The organism is Dietzia sp. WMMA184 (assembly GCF_002441635.1).
GTDB classification, from domain to species: Bacteria; Actinomycetota; Actinomycetes; order Mycobacteriales; family Mycobacteriaceae; genus Dietzia; species Dietzia kunjamensis.
Genome location: NZ_NXEI01000001.1, coordinates 2370374 through 2388131 on the forward strand (window position 1 = coordinate 2370374; position 17758 = coordinate 2388131).

General features: G+C 71.8%; 14 protein-coding genes. 8 read left to right on the forward strand and 6 right to left on the reverse strand.

Going from position 1 to position 17758, the window contains the following annotated elements; all coding sequences use genetic code 11:
- Nucleotides 1–31: 31 nt before the first annotated feature.
- The 3 genes from CK206_RS10835 to CK206_RS10845 all read right to left on the reverse strand — a co-directional run bounded on the left by CK206_RS10835 (nt 32) and on the right by CK206_RS10845 (nt 3510).
- A complete protein-coding gene (locus CK206_RS10835; RefSeq protein WP_096906409.1) occupies nt 32–1315 on the reverse strand; it encodes a glycosyltransferase 87 family protein in 1284 nt (427 codons plus the stop codon).
- On the reverse strand, nt 1312–2865 hold the full coding sequence (locus CK206_RS10840) for a CCA tRNA nucleotidyltransferase (protein WP_069389326.1): 1554 nt from the start codon (nt 2863–2865) through the stop codon (nt 1312–1314). The genes CK206_RS10835 and CK206_RS10840 overlap by 4 nt, the downstream gene beginning before the upstream one ends.
- A gap of 312 nt (nt 2866–3177) precedes the next feature.
- A complete protein-coding gene (locus CK206_RS10845; RefSeq protein ID WP_069389324.1) occupies nt 3178–3510 on the reverse strand; it encodes a putative quinol monooxygenase in 333 nt (110 codons plus the stop codon).
- 225 nt (nt 3511–3735) lie between these two features.
- Here CK206_RS10845 and CK206_RS20340 point away from each other — a divergent pair, with 225 nt between their 5' ends.
- The 8 genes from CK206_RS20340 to CK206_RS10885 all read left to right on the forward strand — a co-directional run bounded on the left by CK206_RS20340 (nt 3736) and on the right by CK206_RS10885 (nt 14916).
- On the forward strand, nt 3736–5061 hold the full coding sequence (locus CK206_RS20340) for an NUDIX hydrolase (protein WP_254050551.1): 1326 nt from the start codon (nt 3736–3738) through the stop codon (nt 5059–5061).
- Nucleotides 5058–7703, forward strand: coding sequence for a hypothetical protein (locus tag CK206_RS10855; RefSeq protein WP_096906410.1), 2646 nt, complete (start codon nt 5058–5060; stop codon nt 7701–7703). The genes CK206_RS20340 and CK206_RS10855 overlap by 4 nt, the downstream gene beginning before the upstream one ends.
- Complete coding sequence (locus CK206_RS10860; protein ID WP_096906411.1) at nt 7700–9571, forward strand: lipid II flippase MurJ; 1872 nt, start codon at nt 7700–7702, stop codon at nt 9569–9571. The genes CK206_RS10855 and CK206_RS10860 overlap by 4 nt, the downstream gene beginning before the upstream one ends.
- Nucleotides 9572–9660: 89 nt before the next feature.
- Nucleotides 9661–11346: a protein kinase family protein gene (locus CK206_RS10865; protein ID WP_096906412.1), complete on the forward strand. Its 1686-nt coding sequence runs from the start codon at nt 9661–9663 to the stop codon at nt 11344–11346.
- 192 nt (nt 11347–11538) lie between these two features.
- Nucleotides 11539–12096 carry an RNA polymerase sigma factor SigM gene (gene sigM, locus CK206_RS10870; RefSeq protein ID WP_067720252.1) on the forward strand — a complete coding sequence of 186 codons (558 nt, stop codon included), beginning with the start codon at nt 11539–11541 and terminating at the stop codon, nt 12094–12096.
- Nucleotides 12097–12234: 138 nt separating this feature from the next.
- The gene (gene trxB, locus CK206_RS10875) at nt 12235–13167 is read left to right on the forward strand and encodes a thioredoxin-disulfide reductase (RefSeq protein ID WP_069389400.1); all 933 of its coding nucleotides are present in this window, start codon (nt 12235–12237) and stop codon (nt 13165–13167) included.
- A gap of 57 nt (nt 13168–13224) precedes the next feature.
- Nucleotides 13225–13569, forward strand: a complete 345-nt coding sequence (gene trxA / locus CK206_RS10880) for a thioredoxin (RefSeq protein ID WP_096906413.1) — start codon at nt 13225–13227, stop codon at nt 13567–13569.
- A 156-nt stretch (nt 13570–13725) separates the two neighbouring features.
- Complete coding sequence (locus CK206_RS10885; protein WP_096906414.1) at nt 13726–14916, forward strand: N-acetylmuramoyl-L-alanine amidase; 1191 nt, start codon at nt 13726–13728, stop codon at nt 14914–14916.
- Between the two features lie 58 nt (nt 14917–14974).
- On the opposite strand, the gene CK206_RS10890 is transcribed toward CK206_RS10885, so the two are convergent.
- The 3 genes from CK206_RS10890 to CK206_RS10900 are packed head-to-tail and all read right to left on the reverse strand — an operon-like array spanning nt 14975 to nt 17699.
- Complete coding sequence (locus CK206_RS10890) at nt 14975–15643, reverse strand: hypothetical protein (protein ID WP_096906415.1); 669 nt, start codon at nt 15641–15643, stop codon at nt 14975–14977.
- Nucleotides 15640–16758, reverse strand: coding sequence for a ParB/RepB/Spo0J family partition protein (locus CK206_RS10895; RefSeq protein WP_096906416.1), 1119 nt, complete (start codon nt 16756–16758; stop codon nt 15640–15642). The genes CK206_RS10890 and CK206_RS10895 overlap by 4 nt, the downstream gene beginning before the upstream one ends.
- Nucleotides 16758–17699 (reverse strand): ParA family protein, encoded by a 942-nt coding sequence (locus CK206_RS10900; protein WP_254050552.1) that lies wholly within the window; start codon nt 17697–17699, stop codon nt 16758–16760. Before CK206_RS10900 ends, CK206_RS10895 begins: the two co-directional genes overlap by 1 nt.
- Between the last annotated feature and the right edge of the window lie 59 nt (nt 17700–17758).

Here is a 17758-nt window from a genome sequence, read left to right on the forward strand (position 1 = left end):
CAGATCGTCGTTCCGCCTTGACGGCGGGCGCTCAGCTGCTCCCGGTGGCCCTGACGAGCAACGCGGGTCGTTCGGGATCGCCGCCCAGGTCGCGACGCCCGAGTCGAGAGGCCCGGGCACCCACGACGACGAGGAAGACCGCCGCCCAGATCAGGTAGGCGTTGCCGACGAGGTGCTCCAGCGGGCCCCAGCCGAGTTCGCGGCCCTCGCTGTGCGGCACCCACCACTGCGGAGTGCCCAGGAAGATCACCACGCCGCTGCCGGCCAGGGTTAGCCAGCCGCGCTCGTCGTCGTCGCCGTCTCGTCCCGCGCGGTCGGCCCACAGCAGGGTGAGCACGACCGCGGGCACCGCCCACACCCAGTGGTGTCCCCATGACACGGGCGAGCAGAACAACGCCACGTTGCCCACCGCGACCGCGGCGGCCACCTCGTGGCCGGACCGCAGCAACCGCCACGCCACCCACGCGATCCCCAGGCCGATCGCCGCGGACACCACGAACCACGCGACCGACGCGGCGGTGTCCTCGAAGCCGAGTCGGTGCACGAACCCGTTCACCGACTGGTTGGACGTGAACGCCAGACCGCCGATCCGGGCCGGGTCGCGGATGGCGAAGGTCCAGTAGCGGGCGGAGTCGTCCGGGGTGAGCAGGTGCCCGATCCCGGTGAACGCCAGCGCCGAGACGACCGCCGTGGCCAGCCCACGCCAGTCGCGCCGCAGCACGAAGTACAGCAGGAACACCGCCGGGGTGAGCTTGATGGCCATCGCCAACCCGGTGAGGGTGCCGCCCCACCAGCGGCCGCGGCCGCGGATCACGTCGACCAGCACCAGCGCCATGAGGAAGACGTTGACCTGCCCGAACCCGATCGTCTCGCGCACCGGGCCGAACCACAGTGCCACCGCCACGATGGCTGCCGTGAGCCACCACAACTCCCGCTGCGGGCGTTCGCACGTGCGCGTGAGCACCAGGTGCACGACATAGGCCAGCACCGCGATGGTCGCCAGCGTGATCAGCGCGGACGCGACCGCCAACGGCACCAGCGTGAGCAGTGAGAAGAGCTGCGCCGACAGCGGGGGATAGGTGAACGGCAGGTGGGCGCCCTGGGCGAGCTGCGGCAGCTCGCCGTAGAGGTCGCCACCGTCGCGGAACACCTGCCCGCCGACGCGGTAGACGTCGAGGTCGATGCGGTACGGCGGGGTCTGCTGCAGCCCCGGGATTCCGACGGTGTGCAGCAGCGTGCCGACGACGGCGAGGACGGCGACGACGACCCGCGCAGCGGCCGAACCGAGGTAGCGGTCGACCGCTCCGCCAATCATGCCGGGTCGCCGTTCTGCTCGGCGGAGCCCCCGGACCCGCCGTTCTGCTGCGGTTCGTTCTGTCCCGCCCACCAGCTCAGGAGCGCGGCCTCGGCCTCAGCCCGGTCGAGCGGGCCGCGGTCGAGGCGCAACTCCTTGAGATACGCCCACGCGCGACCGACATCGGGCCCCGGCTTGAGGTCGAGCAGCGTCATGATCTCGTTGCCGTCGAGGTCGGGGCGGACCCGGGCGAGGTCCTCCTTCTCCTCGATCTCGGCGATCCGCCGTTCCAGCGAGTCGTAGTTGGCCTGCAGCTTGGCCGCCCGCCGCTTGTTGCGGGTCGTGCAGTCCGCCCGGACCAGCCGGTGCAGGCGCGGGAGCAGGTGTCCGGCGTCGGAGACGTAGCGGCGCACCGCGGAGTCCGTCCACTGACCCTCGCCGTACCCGTGGAAGCGCAGGTGGAGGAACACCAGGCCGGAGACGTCCTCGATCATCTGTTTGGAGTACTTGAGCGCACGCATGCGCTTGCGCACCATCTTCGCGCCGACCACCTCGTGGTGGTGGAAGGTCACGCCGCCGCCGGGCTTGGGCGCCCGTGTGGCGGGCTTGCCCACGTCGTGCAGCAACGCCGCCCAGCGGAGCACCAGGTCGGGCCCCTCGGGTTCGAGGTCGATGGCCTGCTTGAGCACCGTGAGCGAGTGCCAGTACACGTCCTTGTGCTGCATGTGCTCGTCGCGCTCGAGCTTCATGCCGGGCACCTCGGGCAACACCCGGTCGGCCAACCCGGCCTCGCACAGCATGTTGATGCCGTCGATCGGGTAGTCGCCGAGGATGGTCTTGTCGAGTTCGGTCCGCACTCGTTCGACGGTGATGCGGTCGATCTCCCCGGTCATCTCCGCCATCGCACGGAACACCCGCGGCGCGAGGGTGAACCCCAGCTGGGAGACGAACCGGCAGGCCCTCAGCATGCGCAGCGGGTCGTCGGAGAACGACTGCTCCGGTGCGGCCGGGGTGTCCAGGACGCCGGCGAGCAGGGCGTCCATCCCGTTCAGGGGGTCGACGAACTCCTGGCGCCCGTCCGGGTGCAGACGCACCGCCATGGCGTTGACCGTGAAGTCGCGCCGGATCAGGTCACCGTCGAGGGTGTCACCGAAGACGACCTCGGGGTTCCGGGTCACCCCGTCATAGGAGTCGGCACGGAACGTGGTGATCTCGATCTGCTGCTCGATCCCGCCACCGTCCCGCTTGACGGCCGACAGCGTGCCGAACTCGATCCCGGTGTCCCACACCGCGTCCGCGTAGTCGTCGAGGATGGCCCGCACCGTCTCGGGCCGGGCGTCCGTGGTGAAGTCCAGGTCGGTGCCCAGTCGGCCGAGCACGGCGTCGCGGACACTGCCACCCACCAGGTAGAGCTCGTGCCCGGCGCCACCGAACGCCGTCGCGAGCGGGGCCAGCACGTCGGCCAGGTCGTTCATCGTGGTCTGGGCGCCCGCGAGCAACCGGACCCGGCGCGCCTCGACCTCCGCCGGGTCGGGCCGGGAACCCGGTCCGTCCTGCAACGCCGAGAACACCGCGGCGTCGTGTCGATCGGAGGCGGATCGTTCGGCGGCGGCGCTGCTGTCGGCGGCACTGCGGTCGGGGGTCGGTCTGCGGGCTGTCACGGGCCCGACTTTACCGAGTGGACCCGACAATCCCTGACCCGCGCGCTCGGGGCCGGGCGGGATCAGCCCCGGGTACGCCGCCACGCCGACCGCCGCTGCCGGAATGTACGTCGATCACCGGGTCGTGCTGCGGGAATGGACCATTCGGGGCGCGCAAGTCGACCAGGCAGCGCATCCGAGCCGGATCCGGGCCGGATGCCCTGCCGGAATGCCCGGCGGGACTCACTCGCCGGGCGCGACCGCCTTCGACCACAGCGGGTCCACGGCCTCGACCTCGGGCGGCCCGCTCAGCAGCGGGCTCGACTCCGCCAGATACCGCAGGTAGGCGGGGTTGCCGAGGAACTCCTGGGCGGCCGCGGCGTCCCGGTAGTGCTGGAACACCACCATCACGTCCGGGTCCACGTGGGATGCGCACAGTACATAGGCCCGGTGCCCGGCGTTGGCCTGCACGGCCTCGGGCATGTGCCGGCGCCACACCTCGATCAACTGGTCACGACGGCCCGGCTTGGCCCGGTGTCGGAGGACCAGGGCGTGGGCGGACGGGCCAGAGCTCATACTGCGGACTCTAGCCGCGCCCGCCGCCGCGGGACCGTCCCCGGCCGGCACGGCCCCGAGGCCCTGACCGCTGGGACGGCAAGGTACGCGAGTGACGGGAGTGTCTCGTCGTCGTCGTCGTGACTTCCCACGCCTGCCACCCTCGCGCCCGGGCACCCGCACGCGGCCGGGCCGCGGCGCGCCGTGGATTCCGGTCCACTCACCCCCGGCCGGTAGCATCGATGGGTGTCCGAAGCCGATCGTCCCGCCGAACCGCGCGCCAACGCGCCGCGGCGTCGTCGTGCGCGTCGGCCCGCCGGACCCGGCGCCGCGGGACGCGACGCCGCAGGTCAGAAGCGGGACAGCGCTGCCGCGAAGGGGTCCGACGGCCAGCGCGGCGCGCAGGGCGACAAGCAGAAGTCGACGCCCCGGGACGCCGGGGGCGGCGGCCAGAAGCCAGGTCAGAAGTCCGGCCAGGGGGGCCAGTCCGGGCCCACCGGCTCCACCGGTCCGTCCGGCGACGGTCAGTCACGGCAGGGACGGCGTCGCCGCCGCGGCGGACGCGGTCGGCGGGGCGGCCGGGGACAGGGCCGCGCACCCGAGAACCAGAACCAGCCGTCGAGCCCCGACGCCACCCACACGGTGAAGACCGGCGACGGCACCGCCGGCGCCACCTCCCGCCAGGCCCCCCGTCACCCGCGTCAGCCCGGCCGGTCCAAGTCGGGCGGCGGTGGCCAGGCGAGCTCCACCAACACCACCCGCACGTCCGCGCCCGCGAAGGCCGGCGGCGGCACCGGGTCCAAAACCGGCTCCAAGGCCGGCTCCAAGGCCGGTGGCAAGGGCGGGTCCAAGGCCACGGCCAAGACCACCAAGCCCGGCACCCACCAGGGCGGCAAGGCCGGAGCCAAGAACGCCCGCGGCGGTCGCGGGGGCGCGCGGCATCCCCGCGGTGGCCAGCGACTCAAGACGGTGCTGGAGACCTCGGCCGGCGGCCTGGTGGTCCGGAACCTCGCGGAGGCGGGGGAGGGGCCCGAGGCCGACCTGTCCCGGTTGGAGGTCGCACTCATCGGTCGGCTGGACCGACGAGGCCGCATGCTGTGGTCCATGCCGAAGGGGCACATCGAGCCGGGGGAGACGGTCGCGGAGACGGCCCGGCGCGAGGTGCTCGAGGAGACCGGTGTCGACGGCACCGTCCTGGCCCCGCTGGGCACCATCGACTACTGGTTCGTCGCCGAGGGCCGGCGCATCCACAAGACCGTCCACCACCACCTCGTCCGCTACGACCACGGCGAGTTGTGCGACGAGGACCCGGAGATCACCGAGGTCGCCTGGTTCGCGTTCAACGACTTGCCCCGGCGCCTCGCCTACCCGGACGAGCGGCGACTGGTCGAGTCCGCGCGCACCCTGCTCCCGGACTTCGCGCGCGCCGAACTGGCCGGCGACAATCCCCCGCCCGCCGACGCGCAGATGGTGGACCCGTCCCGCCGGGCGGACGGCCCCGAGCCGGTCCGCCGCACCGGGGCGCACGGCGTGACCCCCCGCGACCACGCGCCGGAGGAGTCCGGGCCGTGACCGGGCGGCCGGTTGGGCGCGCAGTCCGGGCGGTCGTCCCGACGGCACTGTGTGCGGCGCTGGCGCTCGGCCCGCTGTGGGGTGTCCAGCCGGCCGGGGCCATCACCCCCGCGGAGGCCGCGGCGGCCGGGTACATCCCCAACCCGGCGCCGACACTGGCCCGGATCACCATCGACGAGATCTCCCCGACCGTCCTCGACGGGGCGGGGGGCCCCGGCGGGGCGGGTGGCGGGGGCCGGGTCGCGGTCGGCACCGAGTCCGGGGTCCCGGTCGTCACGGTGTCCGGCACCATCACCAACGTCGGCGACATCCCCCTCGAGTCGGTCGACGTCCGGCTCCAGCGCGGGCCCCGCGCCGCCGACGCGGAGGCGGTGCGCGAACCGCTGGTGTGGTCCGAGCCGTCGTTCGCGGTCCGCGGCGAGTTCCTGCGGGTGGCCGAGACCGTGGCGCCGGGGCAGTCCGTGCCGTACCGCGTGTCCATGCCGGCCCGGGAGATCCCCGGCGACCCGGCCCCTGACCTGCAGCTGACCGAACCCGGCATCTATCCGCTCCTCGTCAACGTCAACGGCACGCCGGAGGGCGGGTCGCCCGCGCGACTCGACGACGCCCGCACCCAGTTGCCCGTGCTCGAGGCGCCGCAGCCGGCGGCCCTACCGGGGATCGACGACGACGAGGTGGTCGCACCCGGGCCGGCGGACGGGCGGGGCCCGACTCCGGTCCCGCTGACCATGATGTGGCCGCTGGCGGCGGCACCCACGCGGATCGCGACGGTGCCCGGAGCGGAAGGCCCGGACCCGGTGGTCGCGTTGACCGACGACTCGCTCCTGCGCGAGCTGTCCGAGGGCGGTCGGCTCACCGGGCTGGTCCGGGCGGCCGACGACGCGTTCGACGGGCCCGGCGGGCAGGACCTGCGCCGGGCGGTGTGCCTGGGCGTGGACCCGGAGCTACTGGGGACCGTGTCCGAGATCGCCGACGGCCGCGCCGTGCTCATCGGGAACGGCAGCGGCGACGACGACGGGGGTTCCTCCGGGCGGAACCGGGGCGGCCGGGGGGACCCGGAGCGGTCCGCCCCCGCCGATCCCGGGGCGGTGGAAGCCGACGCCGAACGCTGGCTGGACGAGCTGCGGGCGTTGGCCGAGGGCACCTGCGTGGTGACGCTGCCGGCCGCCCAGGCCGGCCTCGAGATGGTCGGCGCGGTGGGGTCCACCGAGCTCACCCGGGCGGCGCTGGACAGCGACGATTCCGTGGAGCGGATCCTCGGTGTGTCCCCGATCCCCGACGTGCTGGTCCCCGCGTCCGGGACCCTGCTGCCCGGCACCGCCGAGGCGCTGGGGGAGCCCGGCGCCACCGCCGTGGTGGCGGCCCCGTCGACGCGGACCGACACCGGTCTCGTCCCGCCCCCCGGGATGGTGGGGCTGGCCGGGACCGACGGCGGACGCGCACTGACGTATTCGGCGGCGATCGGGGCGGCCCTCGCCGCGACCGGGTCCGCGCCGGAGAACCCGCGCTATTCCGACCCCGACACCCGGTACTGGCTGACCGCCGACTCCGCGGCGGCCCGACTCCAGAACGCGAGGGCCGCGCTCCTCGCGCCGGTCGTGGACGCCATCGACGCCGGGCCCGCCCCCATCGCCCCGCTCGAGGCCGCCGGCGCGGCCGGCGCGGCCGGCGCGGCCGGCGCAGGGCCTTCCGCGGGCACCGGTCCCGCTGCCGACACCGGCCCCTCGGGCCCGTCCGACGATCAGGGGGTCCTGGCCGTGCCGCCGCAGGTGTGGAGCGTCGACGGCGAGGCCGCCGGCTCGCTGCTGGAGACCCTCGGCGCCCAACTGGCAGCGGGGAGGATGCGCGCGGTGCCGCTCACCGAGCGCCTGGCCGGACCGGTCACCGTCCCGGACGGCTCCCTGGCGGACGACCCCACGGGCGCCGTCGACCCGGGAGCCGTGGACCTGGCCGGGGTGGACCGTCGCGTCTCCGACGCCCTGCGGGGGGTCGGCACGCTGCGGTCACTGGTCGACGCCGCCGATCCCACCTCGGCGGACGCCGAGGGCCACCTCGACCCGATGGTGACCGAGGCCCTCCGGGCCCTGTCGGAGACCGGCCGGCGGGCGGGGGGAGACGGCACGTCGCCCGGGTCCGGTACCGGGGCGGACGCCCGCGCCGCCACCGCCGAGCGTCTCGACCGCCTCGAGCAGACGGTCTCCCGCTCGCTCGGCAGGGTGGACCTGCTTCCGCCCGGCAGCGTGTTCACCATGGCCAGCCCCAACAGCCCACTGCTGCTGGTGACCCGGAACGCGTTGCCCTTCCCGGTGCGGGTCGGCGTCACCGTCACCGCGCCGGACGACATCACGGTGGAGCCGGTGGGGGTCGTCCAGATCCCGGCCTCGGGCTCGCGGACCCTGCAGGTGCCCACCCAGTCCGATGCCGAGGGCGGCGTACGCCACACCGTGGCGTTCGTCCTCGAGGGTCCCGACGGGCGCCCGCTGTCGGAGCCGGTGGAGCTGTCCGTCCAGACCGGTGGCTACCCGGTCGCCCAGGCGTTCGCGTTGGCCGCGGCCGCCCTCGCCCTCGTCCTCGGGGGGCGGCGGTACCTGCGCTACCGTCGGGGCATCCTCGACCCCGCGGACGAAGGGCACCGACCGTGAACGACGAGCAGGGGTCCCCCGGACCCGAACTGCGCAGACCGGATCCCGGCCTCCGCGGCCGACGCCGTGAGGCGGGCAGTTGCGTGCTGCCGGGCCCGGCCTCCCCGCCGCCGGTCGCCGACTCGTTCATCCCGGACGCCGCGCCCGCGCCGTCGATCGAGCGGCCGATCGCGCGGCCGATCGCCCCGACCCCGGAGCGGTCCGCAGCGGGCCCGGCGACGCCCGGCGGGGGGACCGGGGCACGGAACCGCGACTCCTCCGACGCGTCGGTGATGCGCTCGACGGGATCGATGGCCGTGGCCAACCTCGCGAGCCGCATCACCGGGTTCGTCCGGATGATCCTCATCCTCACCGTGCTCGGCCCCGCCGTGGCGTCCGCCTTCAACACCGCCAACACGCTGCCCAACATGATCACCGAGCTCGTCCTGGGTTCGGTGCTCACCGCGATGTTCATGCCGCTGCTGGCCAAGGCCGCGCAGGAGGACGAGGACGGGGGCGTGTCCTTCATCCGTCGCCTGCTCACCGTGACCTCGGTCCTGGCACTGGGGGCGACCGTCGTGGCGGTGGCGTGCGCGCCGCTGCTCACCGAGCTCAACCTGGGCGACGGCGAGGTCAACACGAACCTGGCCACCGCGTTCGCGTTCCTGCTGCTGCCGCAGATCTTCTTCTACGGCGTGTTCTCGGTGATGCTCGCGATCCTCAACTACAACGGTGTCTTCCGTCCCGGGGCGTGGGCGCCGGTGTGGAACAACCTGGTGGCCATCGCGACACTGGTGCTGTTCGCGGTGGTCGGCAGCGGCATCGACCCGGCCGCGCCGGTCAACCTGCTCAGCGCGCCCATCCTGCTGTTGGGCCTGGGCACCACCCTGGGCGTGGTGTTGCAGGCGGCGGTATTGGTGCCGGCCCTGCGTCGCGCGGGCGTGGACCTGCGCCCCCAGTGGGGTCTGGACCCCCGCATCAAGCAGTTCGGCGGGCACGCGCTCGCCGGTGTGACCTATGTCCTCATCTCGCAGGTCGGTCTGGTCATGACCAACCGCATCGGGTCGGCGGCGGACGAGGCCGCCATCGCCATCTACCAGACCTACTGGCTGCTGTTGCAGGTCCCGTACGGGATCATCGGCGTCACCCTGCTCACCGCCATCAACCCCCGCCTGGCGGACAACGGGGTGGCCGGCCGCAACGACGCGGTGGTGCGGGACATCTCGCTGGGGACGCGGCTGTCCCTGTTCGGGCTGCTGCCGATCATCGCGTTCATGACCGCGTTCGGCCCGACGATCGCCACCGGCCTGTTCCGCTACGGGAACTTCGACGCCGAGAGCGCCCAGGTGCTCGGCCTGACCCTGGCCTTCGGCGCGTTCACGCTGGTGCCCTACGCCGTGGTCCTGCTGCAGCAGCGGGTGTTCTACGCCCGCGAGGACTACTGGACGCCGACGGCGATGATCCTCGCGATCACCGTGGTCCGCGTGATCCTGTCGCTCCTCGTCCCCGTGGTCGCCGACCAGCGGTCCCACGTGGTGATCGGCCTGGCCCTGGCCAACGGCATCGGCTGGGTCGTCGGCGCCGTCGCCGGGTTCATCCTGCTTCGGTCGAAACTGGGGTCCCTGCGTGGTCGCGAGACCCTCCGGTCGGCCTCGTGGACCCTCGGCGCGTCGATCGTCGGCGCCCTGGTCGCACTCGCGGTGGACACGATCCTGCCGATGGACGCCCTCACCGACGCCGTCGGAAGCATCGGGTTCGTCCTGCGTGCCGGTGTCGCCGCCGTCATCACCCTCGCGGTGACCGGTCTGATCCTGTCGCGGTCCCGGTTGCCGGAACTCGACTCGATCACCCCCGTTCTCCGCGGACTCGTGGGGCGTCTGAGGAGATAGTCGAATCCACGCGGGGCCGGTACGTACACTCAGGGATCACAAGCGGCGCCTCCTGACGGGCTGCCGCACCAGGCGAGGAGGGTCAACGGGTGGGTGAACAGACTGGAGCCCCGGCACCGGACACCGCCTCGTCGCCACCGCGTCTGACCGTCGGAGGCCTGGTCTCCGGCGGCAGGTACGAGCTCCTCGAACCGTGCGGTGGTGTCGCCGGCCAGTCCTTCTGGAAGGCCCGCGACCGGCGCCTGGGGAGGTTCGTCGCCCTGACCTTCGTCGACCCGCTCCCCGGCGAGCAGCCCCCGGGTTCGGCGACGGGGGTGCTCGACCGTACCGTCGCGCTCACCACGGTCTACGCGGACGGGTTGGCGCGCGTGCTCGACGTCATCCGCGGCCGCGCGGGCGGCATCGTGGTCTCGGAGTGGATCCCCGGACGCAGTCTCGCCGCGGCCGTGGCCGAGCCGGATCCCGACTCCGCCGTGGGTGCGGTGTGGGGTCTGGCGGACGCCGCGACCCGTGCCGAGGAGGTGGGCCTGGCCCTGGGCCTCGACTCGCCGGACCGGATCCGTCTCACCGAGGACGGGCGCGCCGTCCTGGCCTTCCCCGGCGTCCGCGAGGGGGACGACGCCCGGTCCGACGTGCGGGGCCTGGGCGCTACCCTCTATGCGCTGCTCACCGGAGCGTGGCCGCTCCCGCTGCCCGGGGGCTCCGATCTGTACGAACCGACCGACGGTCGGCCCGGTCCCGCCCGGAGGGACGACGACGAGGTCCTCGACCCCACGGTGGCCGGTTCCGGGGTGGCGCCGGAATCCGCGGTGCTGGCCATGCGGTCGCTCGACGGGTCGTCGGTCAGCTCGGCGGCCACCGTGAGGGCGATGGTGACCGATCGCGTCGGCGGGCCGCGGCGCGCCGCCCCCGGGGCCTCCTCCCGGGTCGCCTACCCGGCGGGCGCCGCGACGACGGGATGGACGTCGGGGGTGTGGTCGTCGGGGGAGTGGTCGTCGGCGGAGTGGTTCTCGGCGGAGGCGGGTTTCGAACCCGCGCCGTACAGCGAGCCGGACCCGGAGGTCCAGAAGCGCCGCTGGCAGATCATGGCCGGGACCGGCGCGGCCGCGGTCGTGGTGATCGCCTTGCTGTTCACGTGGATGCTCGGGGGGTTCGGCGGCACCCGCAACGACACCCCGCTCTCACAGCAGCTCGACGCGATCGAACGGGCCGCCCAGGCCAGTCGCGCCGCCCAGACCGCCGAGCCCGCGGCCGATGACTCCGCCGCAGGTGACACCGGGGACGAGGCGGACGAGGCGGAGGAGGCCACCCCGACCACCCCGGTCTCCGTGTCGACCGTCACCACCTGGCAGCCCTCGTCCTCGAACGGCGTCGCGGAGAACTCGGCGGATGCCCCCAACGTGGTCGACGGTGACCGGTCCACCTCGTGGTCCAGCGACGCCTACCGATCCCAGATCGGCGACGGCCCGTCGGCCTACAAGCCGGGTATCGGGTTGATGCTCACACTGGACGGTGAGCAGGAGGTCCGACGGGTGGTGCTCCGCTCGGGGGATGACGGCGTGCGCTTCGAGGTGCGGTCCGCGCCCGGTGCCTCTCCGGAGTCACTCGACGAGACCACCCGTCTCGGAGCGGGCACCGTCCGCGACGGGTCGGCCACCGTGACGATCGATGACCCGCGGGAGTCCGGGTACGTCCTGGTGTGGATCACCCGCCTGGGTACCTCCGGTGCCCAGTCCTACGAGGCCACGATCAGCGAGGTCGAACTGACCCGCTGACCGGCCGGGAGACGTCCCCACGGGCGGCCCGGCCGGGTTACGGTGACGGCCGTGAACACCGGTACCGCCGTCCCGACAGCGGCGGGTTCCCCTGCCCCGCCCACAGGCGCGGAATCCCCGCTCAGCGACCCGTCCGCTCCCAAGGCAGAGTCCGTTCTCAGGGCAGAGTCCGTTCTCAGGTCCCGGCCCGCATTGACAGCCGAGTCCCCGCTGTCCGACGCCGAACTGTTGGACGCGCACGTCGCCGGCGACCCCGACGCCTTCTCCGCCCTCGTCCGGCGGCACTACGACTACCTCTGGCGGTTGGCCATCCGCACGTCGTTCAACCGCGACGACGCCGCCGAGGCCCTGCAGGAGGCTCTCGTCTCGGCGTACCGGAAGGCGGACACGTTCCGCCACGCATGCCCGGTGCAGGGGTGGCTCTACCGCATCGTGGTCAACGCCTGCCTGGACAAGATGCGGGCCCAGCGCCTGCGCACCCACACCCAGCTCACCCCGTCCCTGCACGAACAGGTCACCCTGCGTGACCACTTCCACCAGGACCCGGCGTACGCGATCATCGTGGCCGAGGCGTTGGCGGAACTGCCCGACGATCAGCGGGACGCCGTCGTCGTCGTCGACATGCTGCGGTGCACCGTCGCCGAGGCGAGCCACCTGCTCAACATCCCCCCGGGCACCGTGAAGAGCCGGTGCTCCCGTGGCCGCGCGAAACTCGCGGCCCTGCTCGAGGGGGTCACCCTCACCGTGTGAGGGTGTTCCTCCCGTCACCCGGTGGGCGGGCGCGGGAACAAGGCAGCCCCCCGGGGTGTTGTGGCCTCTAGAAGACCCGGCACCTGATGCCGGTTCCGACTCACGAGCCACCAACCGCCCGAGGAGCCCCGAGAACTCATGAGCGACACCGTCCACGACGTCATCATCGTCGGATCCGGTCCGGCCGGGTACACCGCCGCCATCTACTCCGCGCGGGCCGAGCTCAAGCCCGTCGTCTTCGAGGGCTCCCAGTTCGGTGGCGCGCTCATGACCACGACCGAGGTCGAGAACTTCCCCGGCTTCGCCGAGGGCATGATGGGCCCCGATCTCATGATGCAGATGCGTGAGCAGGCCGAGCGGTTCGGGGCCGACCTCCGGATGGAGGACGTGACGTCCATGGACCTCGCCGGGGACATCAAGACCGTCCGGGTCGGGGAAGAGGAACACCGCGCCCGCGCCGTGATCCTCGCGATGGGTGCCGCGGCACGCTACCTCGGGGTCCCGGGGGAGCAGGAGTTCCTCGGCCGGGGCGTGAGCTCGTGCGCCACGTGTGACGGATTCTTCTTCCGCGACAAGCCGATCGTCGTGGTCGGCGGCGGCGACTCCGCCATGGAGGAGGCCACCTTCCTCACCAAGTTCGGTTCCTCCGTGACGATCGTGCACCGCCGTGAGGAGTTCCGGGCCTCCAAGATCATGCTCGAGCGGGCACGGGAGAACGAGAAGATCTCGTTCGTCCTCAACACGGCCGTGGACGAGGTGCTGGCCGGCGCGACCGGTTCGGTCGAGAAGCTCCGTCTGCGCGACACCGTCACCGGTGAGACCAGTGAGCTCGAGACCGCCGCCATGTTCGTCGCGATCGGCCACGATCCCCGTTCCGAGCTGGCCCGCGACCAGGTCGAGGTCGACGAGGACGGCTACGTCCTCACCGGTCAGACCACCGCCACCTCCCTTCCCGGGGTGTTCGCCTGTGGCGACCTCGTCGACAAGCGCTACCGCCAGGCCATCACCGCCGCCGGTTCGGGGTGCGCCGCCTCGATCGACGCCGAGCGCTGGCTCGCCGAGCAGGCCTGAACCCGCACCGGGCCCGGAACAACCGGGCCCCGTCCACCCACCCGAAAGGACCACCTCATGGCCGACACCCCTAACATCATCGACGTCACCGAGGCCGACTTCGCCGACGCCGTGCTCACCTCCAGCGGCTCCAAGCCCGTTCTCGTGGACTTCTGGGCCACATGGTGCCGCCCGTGCACCATGATGGCGCCGGTCCTCGACGAGCTGGCGGGCTCGGAGGCGGACAAGCTGACCGTGGCCAAGGTCGACGTCGAAGCCAACCAGGAACTCGCCGCCGAGTACCAGATCACCGCGATCCCCGCGATGCTGTTGTTCTCGGAGGGACAGCCGGTCAAGCGCATCACGGGCGCCAAGTCCAAGTCGGCGCTCCGAGCCGAGCTGGGCGACGTTCTCGGCGCCTGACACACACGCCGGCGGCACCGGGTCGCTACCCTGTGTCGCTACGCTGTGACGCTCCCCCGTGGCGTTCCCCCACCGCCCGGCGCGGACGGGGCATGTCCGCGTGTGAGGCGGTAAGTTCATCCGGGTACCCAACACTAGGAGAGCGGGAGGAGACCCATGGCGTGGAGGCGTGGTGACCGTGGGCCCGAGGTGGCCGCCATCCGGGCCACCCTCGCGGGCATGGGTCTGCTGCACAACATCGAGTCGGTCGGGGTCACCGAGCCCGAGACCGGGTCAGTGCTCGCGCGTACCGACGCCGTCTTCGACGCCGACCTGGAGAAGGCCGTTCTGGCCTTCCAGCAGGCGCGTGCGCTGATCTCCGACGGAATCGTGGGTCCGGCCACCCAGGCCGCGCTCCACGACGCCAGCCACGTGCTGGGGACCCGGGACCTGAGCTATATCGTCTCCAGGCCGATGGCGGGGGACGATATCGCCCAACTGCAGCGACGACTCGGCGAGCTCGGGTTCTACGCCGGCCTGGTGGACGGGACCTTCGGCCCCCTCACGCACGCGGCCGTCACCGACTTCCAGCGCGACTGCGCGCTCCCCACGGACGGTGTGGTCGGTGCCGAGACCCTGGACACCCTGAGCCGCTTCTCGACCCTGTTCAAGGGCGGGGACGTCGCCTCTCTCGTCGAGAAGGAGCGGGCCCGCACCTCCGGTCCCATGCTCGCCGGTAAACGGATCGTCCTCGATCCCGGCCCCAGTGGGTCCGAGAATCCGATCCGGATCGACACCCCCTACGGGACCATCACCGACGCGGAACTGCTCTGGGACATCACCCGGCGGCTCTCCGAGCGGATGAACCAGGCCGGCGTGGAGGTCTTCCTCTCCCGGCCCGAGGCGATGATCCCGACCGATCCCGAGCGCGCCGAGATAGCCAACGCGTTCAACGCCGATCTCATCATCTCGCTCCGCCTGGACCGCCACCCGAATCCGGTGGGCAACGGGGTCGCGACGTTCTACTTCGGAAACTCGCTCGGCGCGGAGTCCATGCTCGGTGAGGCCCTCTCCGGCTTCATCCAGCGGGAGATCGTCAGCCGCACCACTCTTCGCGACTGCCGGACCCATGGCCGGAGCTGGCCGTTGCTGCGAATGACCCGCATGCCGTCCGTGCAGATCTACCTGGGCTACGCGTACAACCCGCAGGATCTCGAGATCCTCGGCGATCGTGCCGCCCAGGACACCATCATCGACTCGATCCTCGTGGGTGTGAAACGTCTGTACCTCCTCGACGAGGACGATCATCCCACCGGGTCGATGTCCGTCGACGCCCTCATCGACTACGAGCAGCGCCAGCGCGACTGATCGCGGCTCCGGCCACCCCGGGGGAGTCGGGGTCCGGGGTGTCGTGAGTCCCGGGGTGTCAGAGCCCCCGGGCGACGGCGCTCGCCGACGCGCCCGACAGCACCCCGAGCCGCCGGGTGGCGAATCCGTGTTCGGCGAAGAGCTGATCGAGGGCGCGCTCCACATCCGCCTTCCACAAGTGCTCGCTCTCGATATCGAGCCGGAGGCGGGGATGGGTCTCGTGAGGTGCCACCACCGTGAAACCGTGCTCGACCAGAAAGCTCATCCCCGGCACGCACGAGTCCGCCCCGCACCCGTCACGTGACGTAACATGCCCGAGGTCCTCGGACGTGACCCCGAAGGCCTCGATGGCCTTGATTCCGCGGCTTCGAACATCGACGACGACGGCGTCGAGCAACGCGGTCAGTACCCCTGCCGGTGCGCCGTGCTCGACACTCATGCCGGCGAGCAGCACAGCGTCAGCGCCGACGGGCGAGGTCGGGAAGCACGTCGCCCGCGGCACCATCCCCGGGGGGGCGTAGAAGGCGGCAGCCGTCGATCGGTCCCCGTAGGTGGCGAGCTGGCCGCAGACACCCCATTCCAGGGATACGTGTGAGATCCACGCTTCCTTCTCGAACTCCGGATCTCCCGGGGACTGCTCACCGTCGGTCTGCCAATAGACGCAACGCCGGGCGCGAGGACCCAACTGGTCCACCGCCGACAGGTCCAGCGGGCGGAGGGAGATCATCGCGGCGCTGCGGTCGACCCGCCCTCGAGAAGTGCGAGTACCCGGGCCAGATCATCGGTGTCACCGACGTCGATGGTGATACGTCCCTTGCGGCGCCCCATCGTCACGGACACCGACGTCTCGAAACGGTCGGACAGCCGACCCGCCACCGCCTCCAGCTCCGGGTTGCGCTGGCGTCCGCGGGGCGCGGGCTTGGGCTTGTCCGTGGTGTCCCCGGGATCGCGGTTGGCGAGGGTGACGAGCTCTTCGGTCGCCCGCACTGACAGGCCCTCGGCGACGATCCGGGCGGCGAGCTCGTCCTGTGCCGGCGCCCCCGCCTCGAGGCCCAGGAGTGCGCGCGCATGTCCCGCTGACAGGACACCAGCCGCGACCCGCCGCTGTACGGCGGTCGGCAGCTGGAGCAGGCGGATGCTGTTGGTGATCGCGGGGCGGGATCGGCCGATGCGGGTCGCGAGTTCTGACTGGGTCACGTCGAACTCTTCCAGCAGCTGCTGGTAGGCGGCGGCTTCTTCGAGAGGGTTGAGCTGTACCCGGTGGATGTTCTCGAGCAGAGCGTCCCGCAGCAGATCCTCGTCGTCGGTCTGCCGAACGATCGCCGGAATCGTCTCGAGCTTCGCGCGCTGGCTCGCCCGCCAGCGTCGCTCACCCATGATGAGCTGATAGCGCCCACCGGACATCTCACGGACGACGATGGGCTGGAGGAGTCCGAATTCCTTGACGGAATGAGCGAGTTCGGCCAACGCCTCCTCATCGAAGTGGGTGCGGGGCTGCTTCGGGTTGGGGTCGATCTCGGCCGGGGAGATCTCGCGGTAGACGGCGCCGGGGTCCACCAACTCGGTTGTTTCACGTGAAACGGGTGAACCATCGTCAGCGTGCGAGCCGGTCTCGGCCGCTCGGGCCGTCGATGACGCGGTACCGGTGAGCTCCGTATCCGCCGGGCCCCGATTCCCGGCGACGGACGAGCGCGGACGTGGGGGAGTGGTACGCGGACCGCCACCCCGCGGCCCCAGGATCAGGTCGGCGGCGTCGTTTCCGAGCCGAGGCCCTTCGTCGGGGCCGGTGGGGATCAGGGCCGCGAGACCCCGCCCGAGACCGCCCTTACGCTGCTGGCTCATCAGTTCTCCTCCGGGCGGTCGACGCCCTCAGCTTCACCCGCGGTGGGCGTGGATACGAGGTCTCGCGGACCGAACGGCCCTCCCCGTGCGTTGATCTCGCGGGCGGCGTCCAGGTATGCCAGCGCGCCGCGTGACCCGGCGTCGTACTGGAGGATGGTCATCCCGTACCCGGGCGCCTCGGACACTTTGACGCTTCGCGGGATCACCGTCCGCAACACTGTGTCCCCGAAGTGCTTCCGGACCTCACCGGCGACCTGCTCGGCGAGCTTCGTGCGTCCGTCGTACATCGTCAGCATGATGGTCGAGATCTCCAGATCCGTATTCAGATGTTGTTGGATGAGTTCGACGTTACGGAGAAGCTGACCCACTCCCTCGAGGGCGTAGTACTCACACTGGATCGGGATGAGGACCTCGCGAGCAGCGACCATCGCATTGACGGTGAGCAGACCGAGCGAGGGCGGACAGTCAAGAAAGACGTAGTCGATACCGAGCGACTGCAAGTCCTCCGGCAGGAGGACTTCGGCGAGACGTCGTTCCCGCTGGGGGAGCCCGACCAGCTCGATCTCCGATCCCGCGAGATCGATGGTCGCAGGTACGCAAAACAAGCGCTCGGCGTGGGGACTCTTCTGCATCAACTCATCGACGGACGCCTCCCACATCAAAAGGTCATAGCTCGACGGTGTGCCCTCGCGGTGATCGACACCGAGCGCCGTACTCGCATTGCCCTGCGGATCCATATCGATCACGAGCACCCCGAGCCCACCCAGAGCGAGAGCAGCGGCGAGGTTGACGGTGGACGTGGTCTTGCCCACCCCGCCCTTCTGGTTAGCGATCGTCACGATCCGCGGCGACTCGGGACGGGGGAGTGCCGGTGCATCCCCGTGGAGGACCTCGTTCGCCTGGCGCGCGGCCGCGAAGATCGGGGTCTCGTCGTAGGACATCCGTCACCTTTCGAGTTGCATCGTGAGCGCGGCGAGCCTGCCGCCGTGTCGGTGCCATT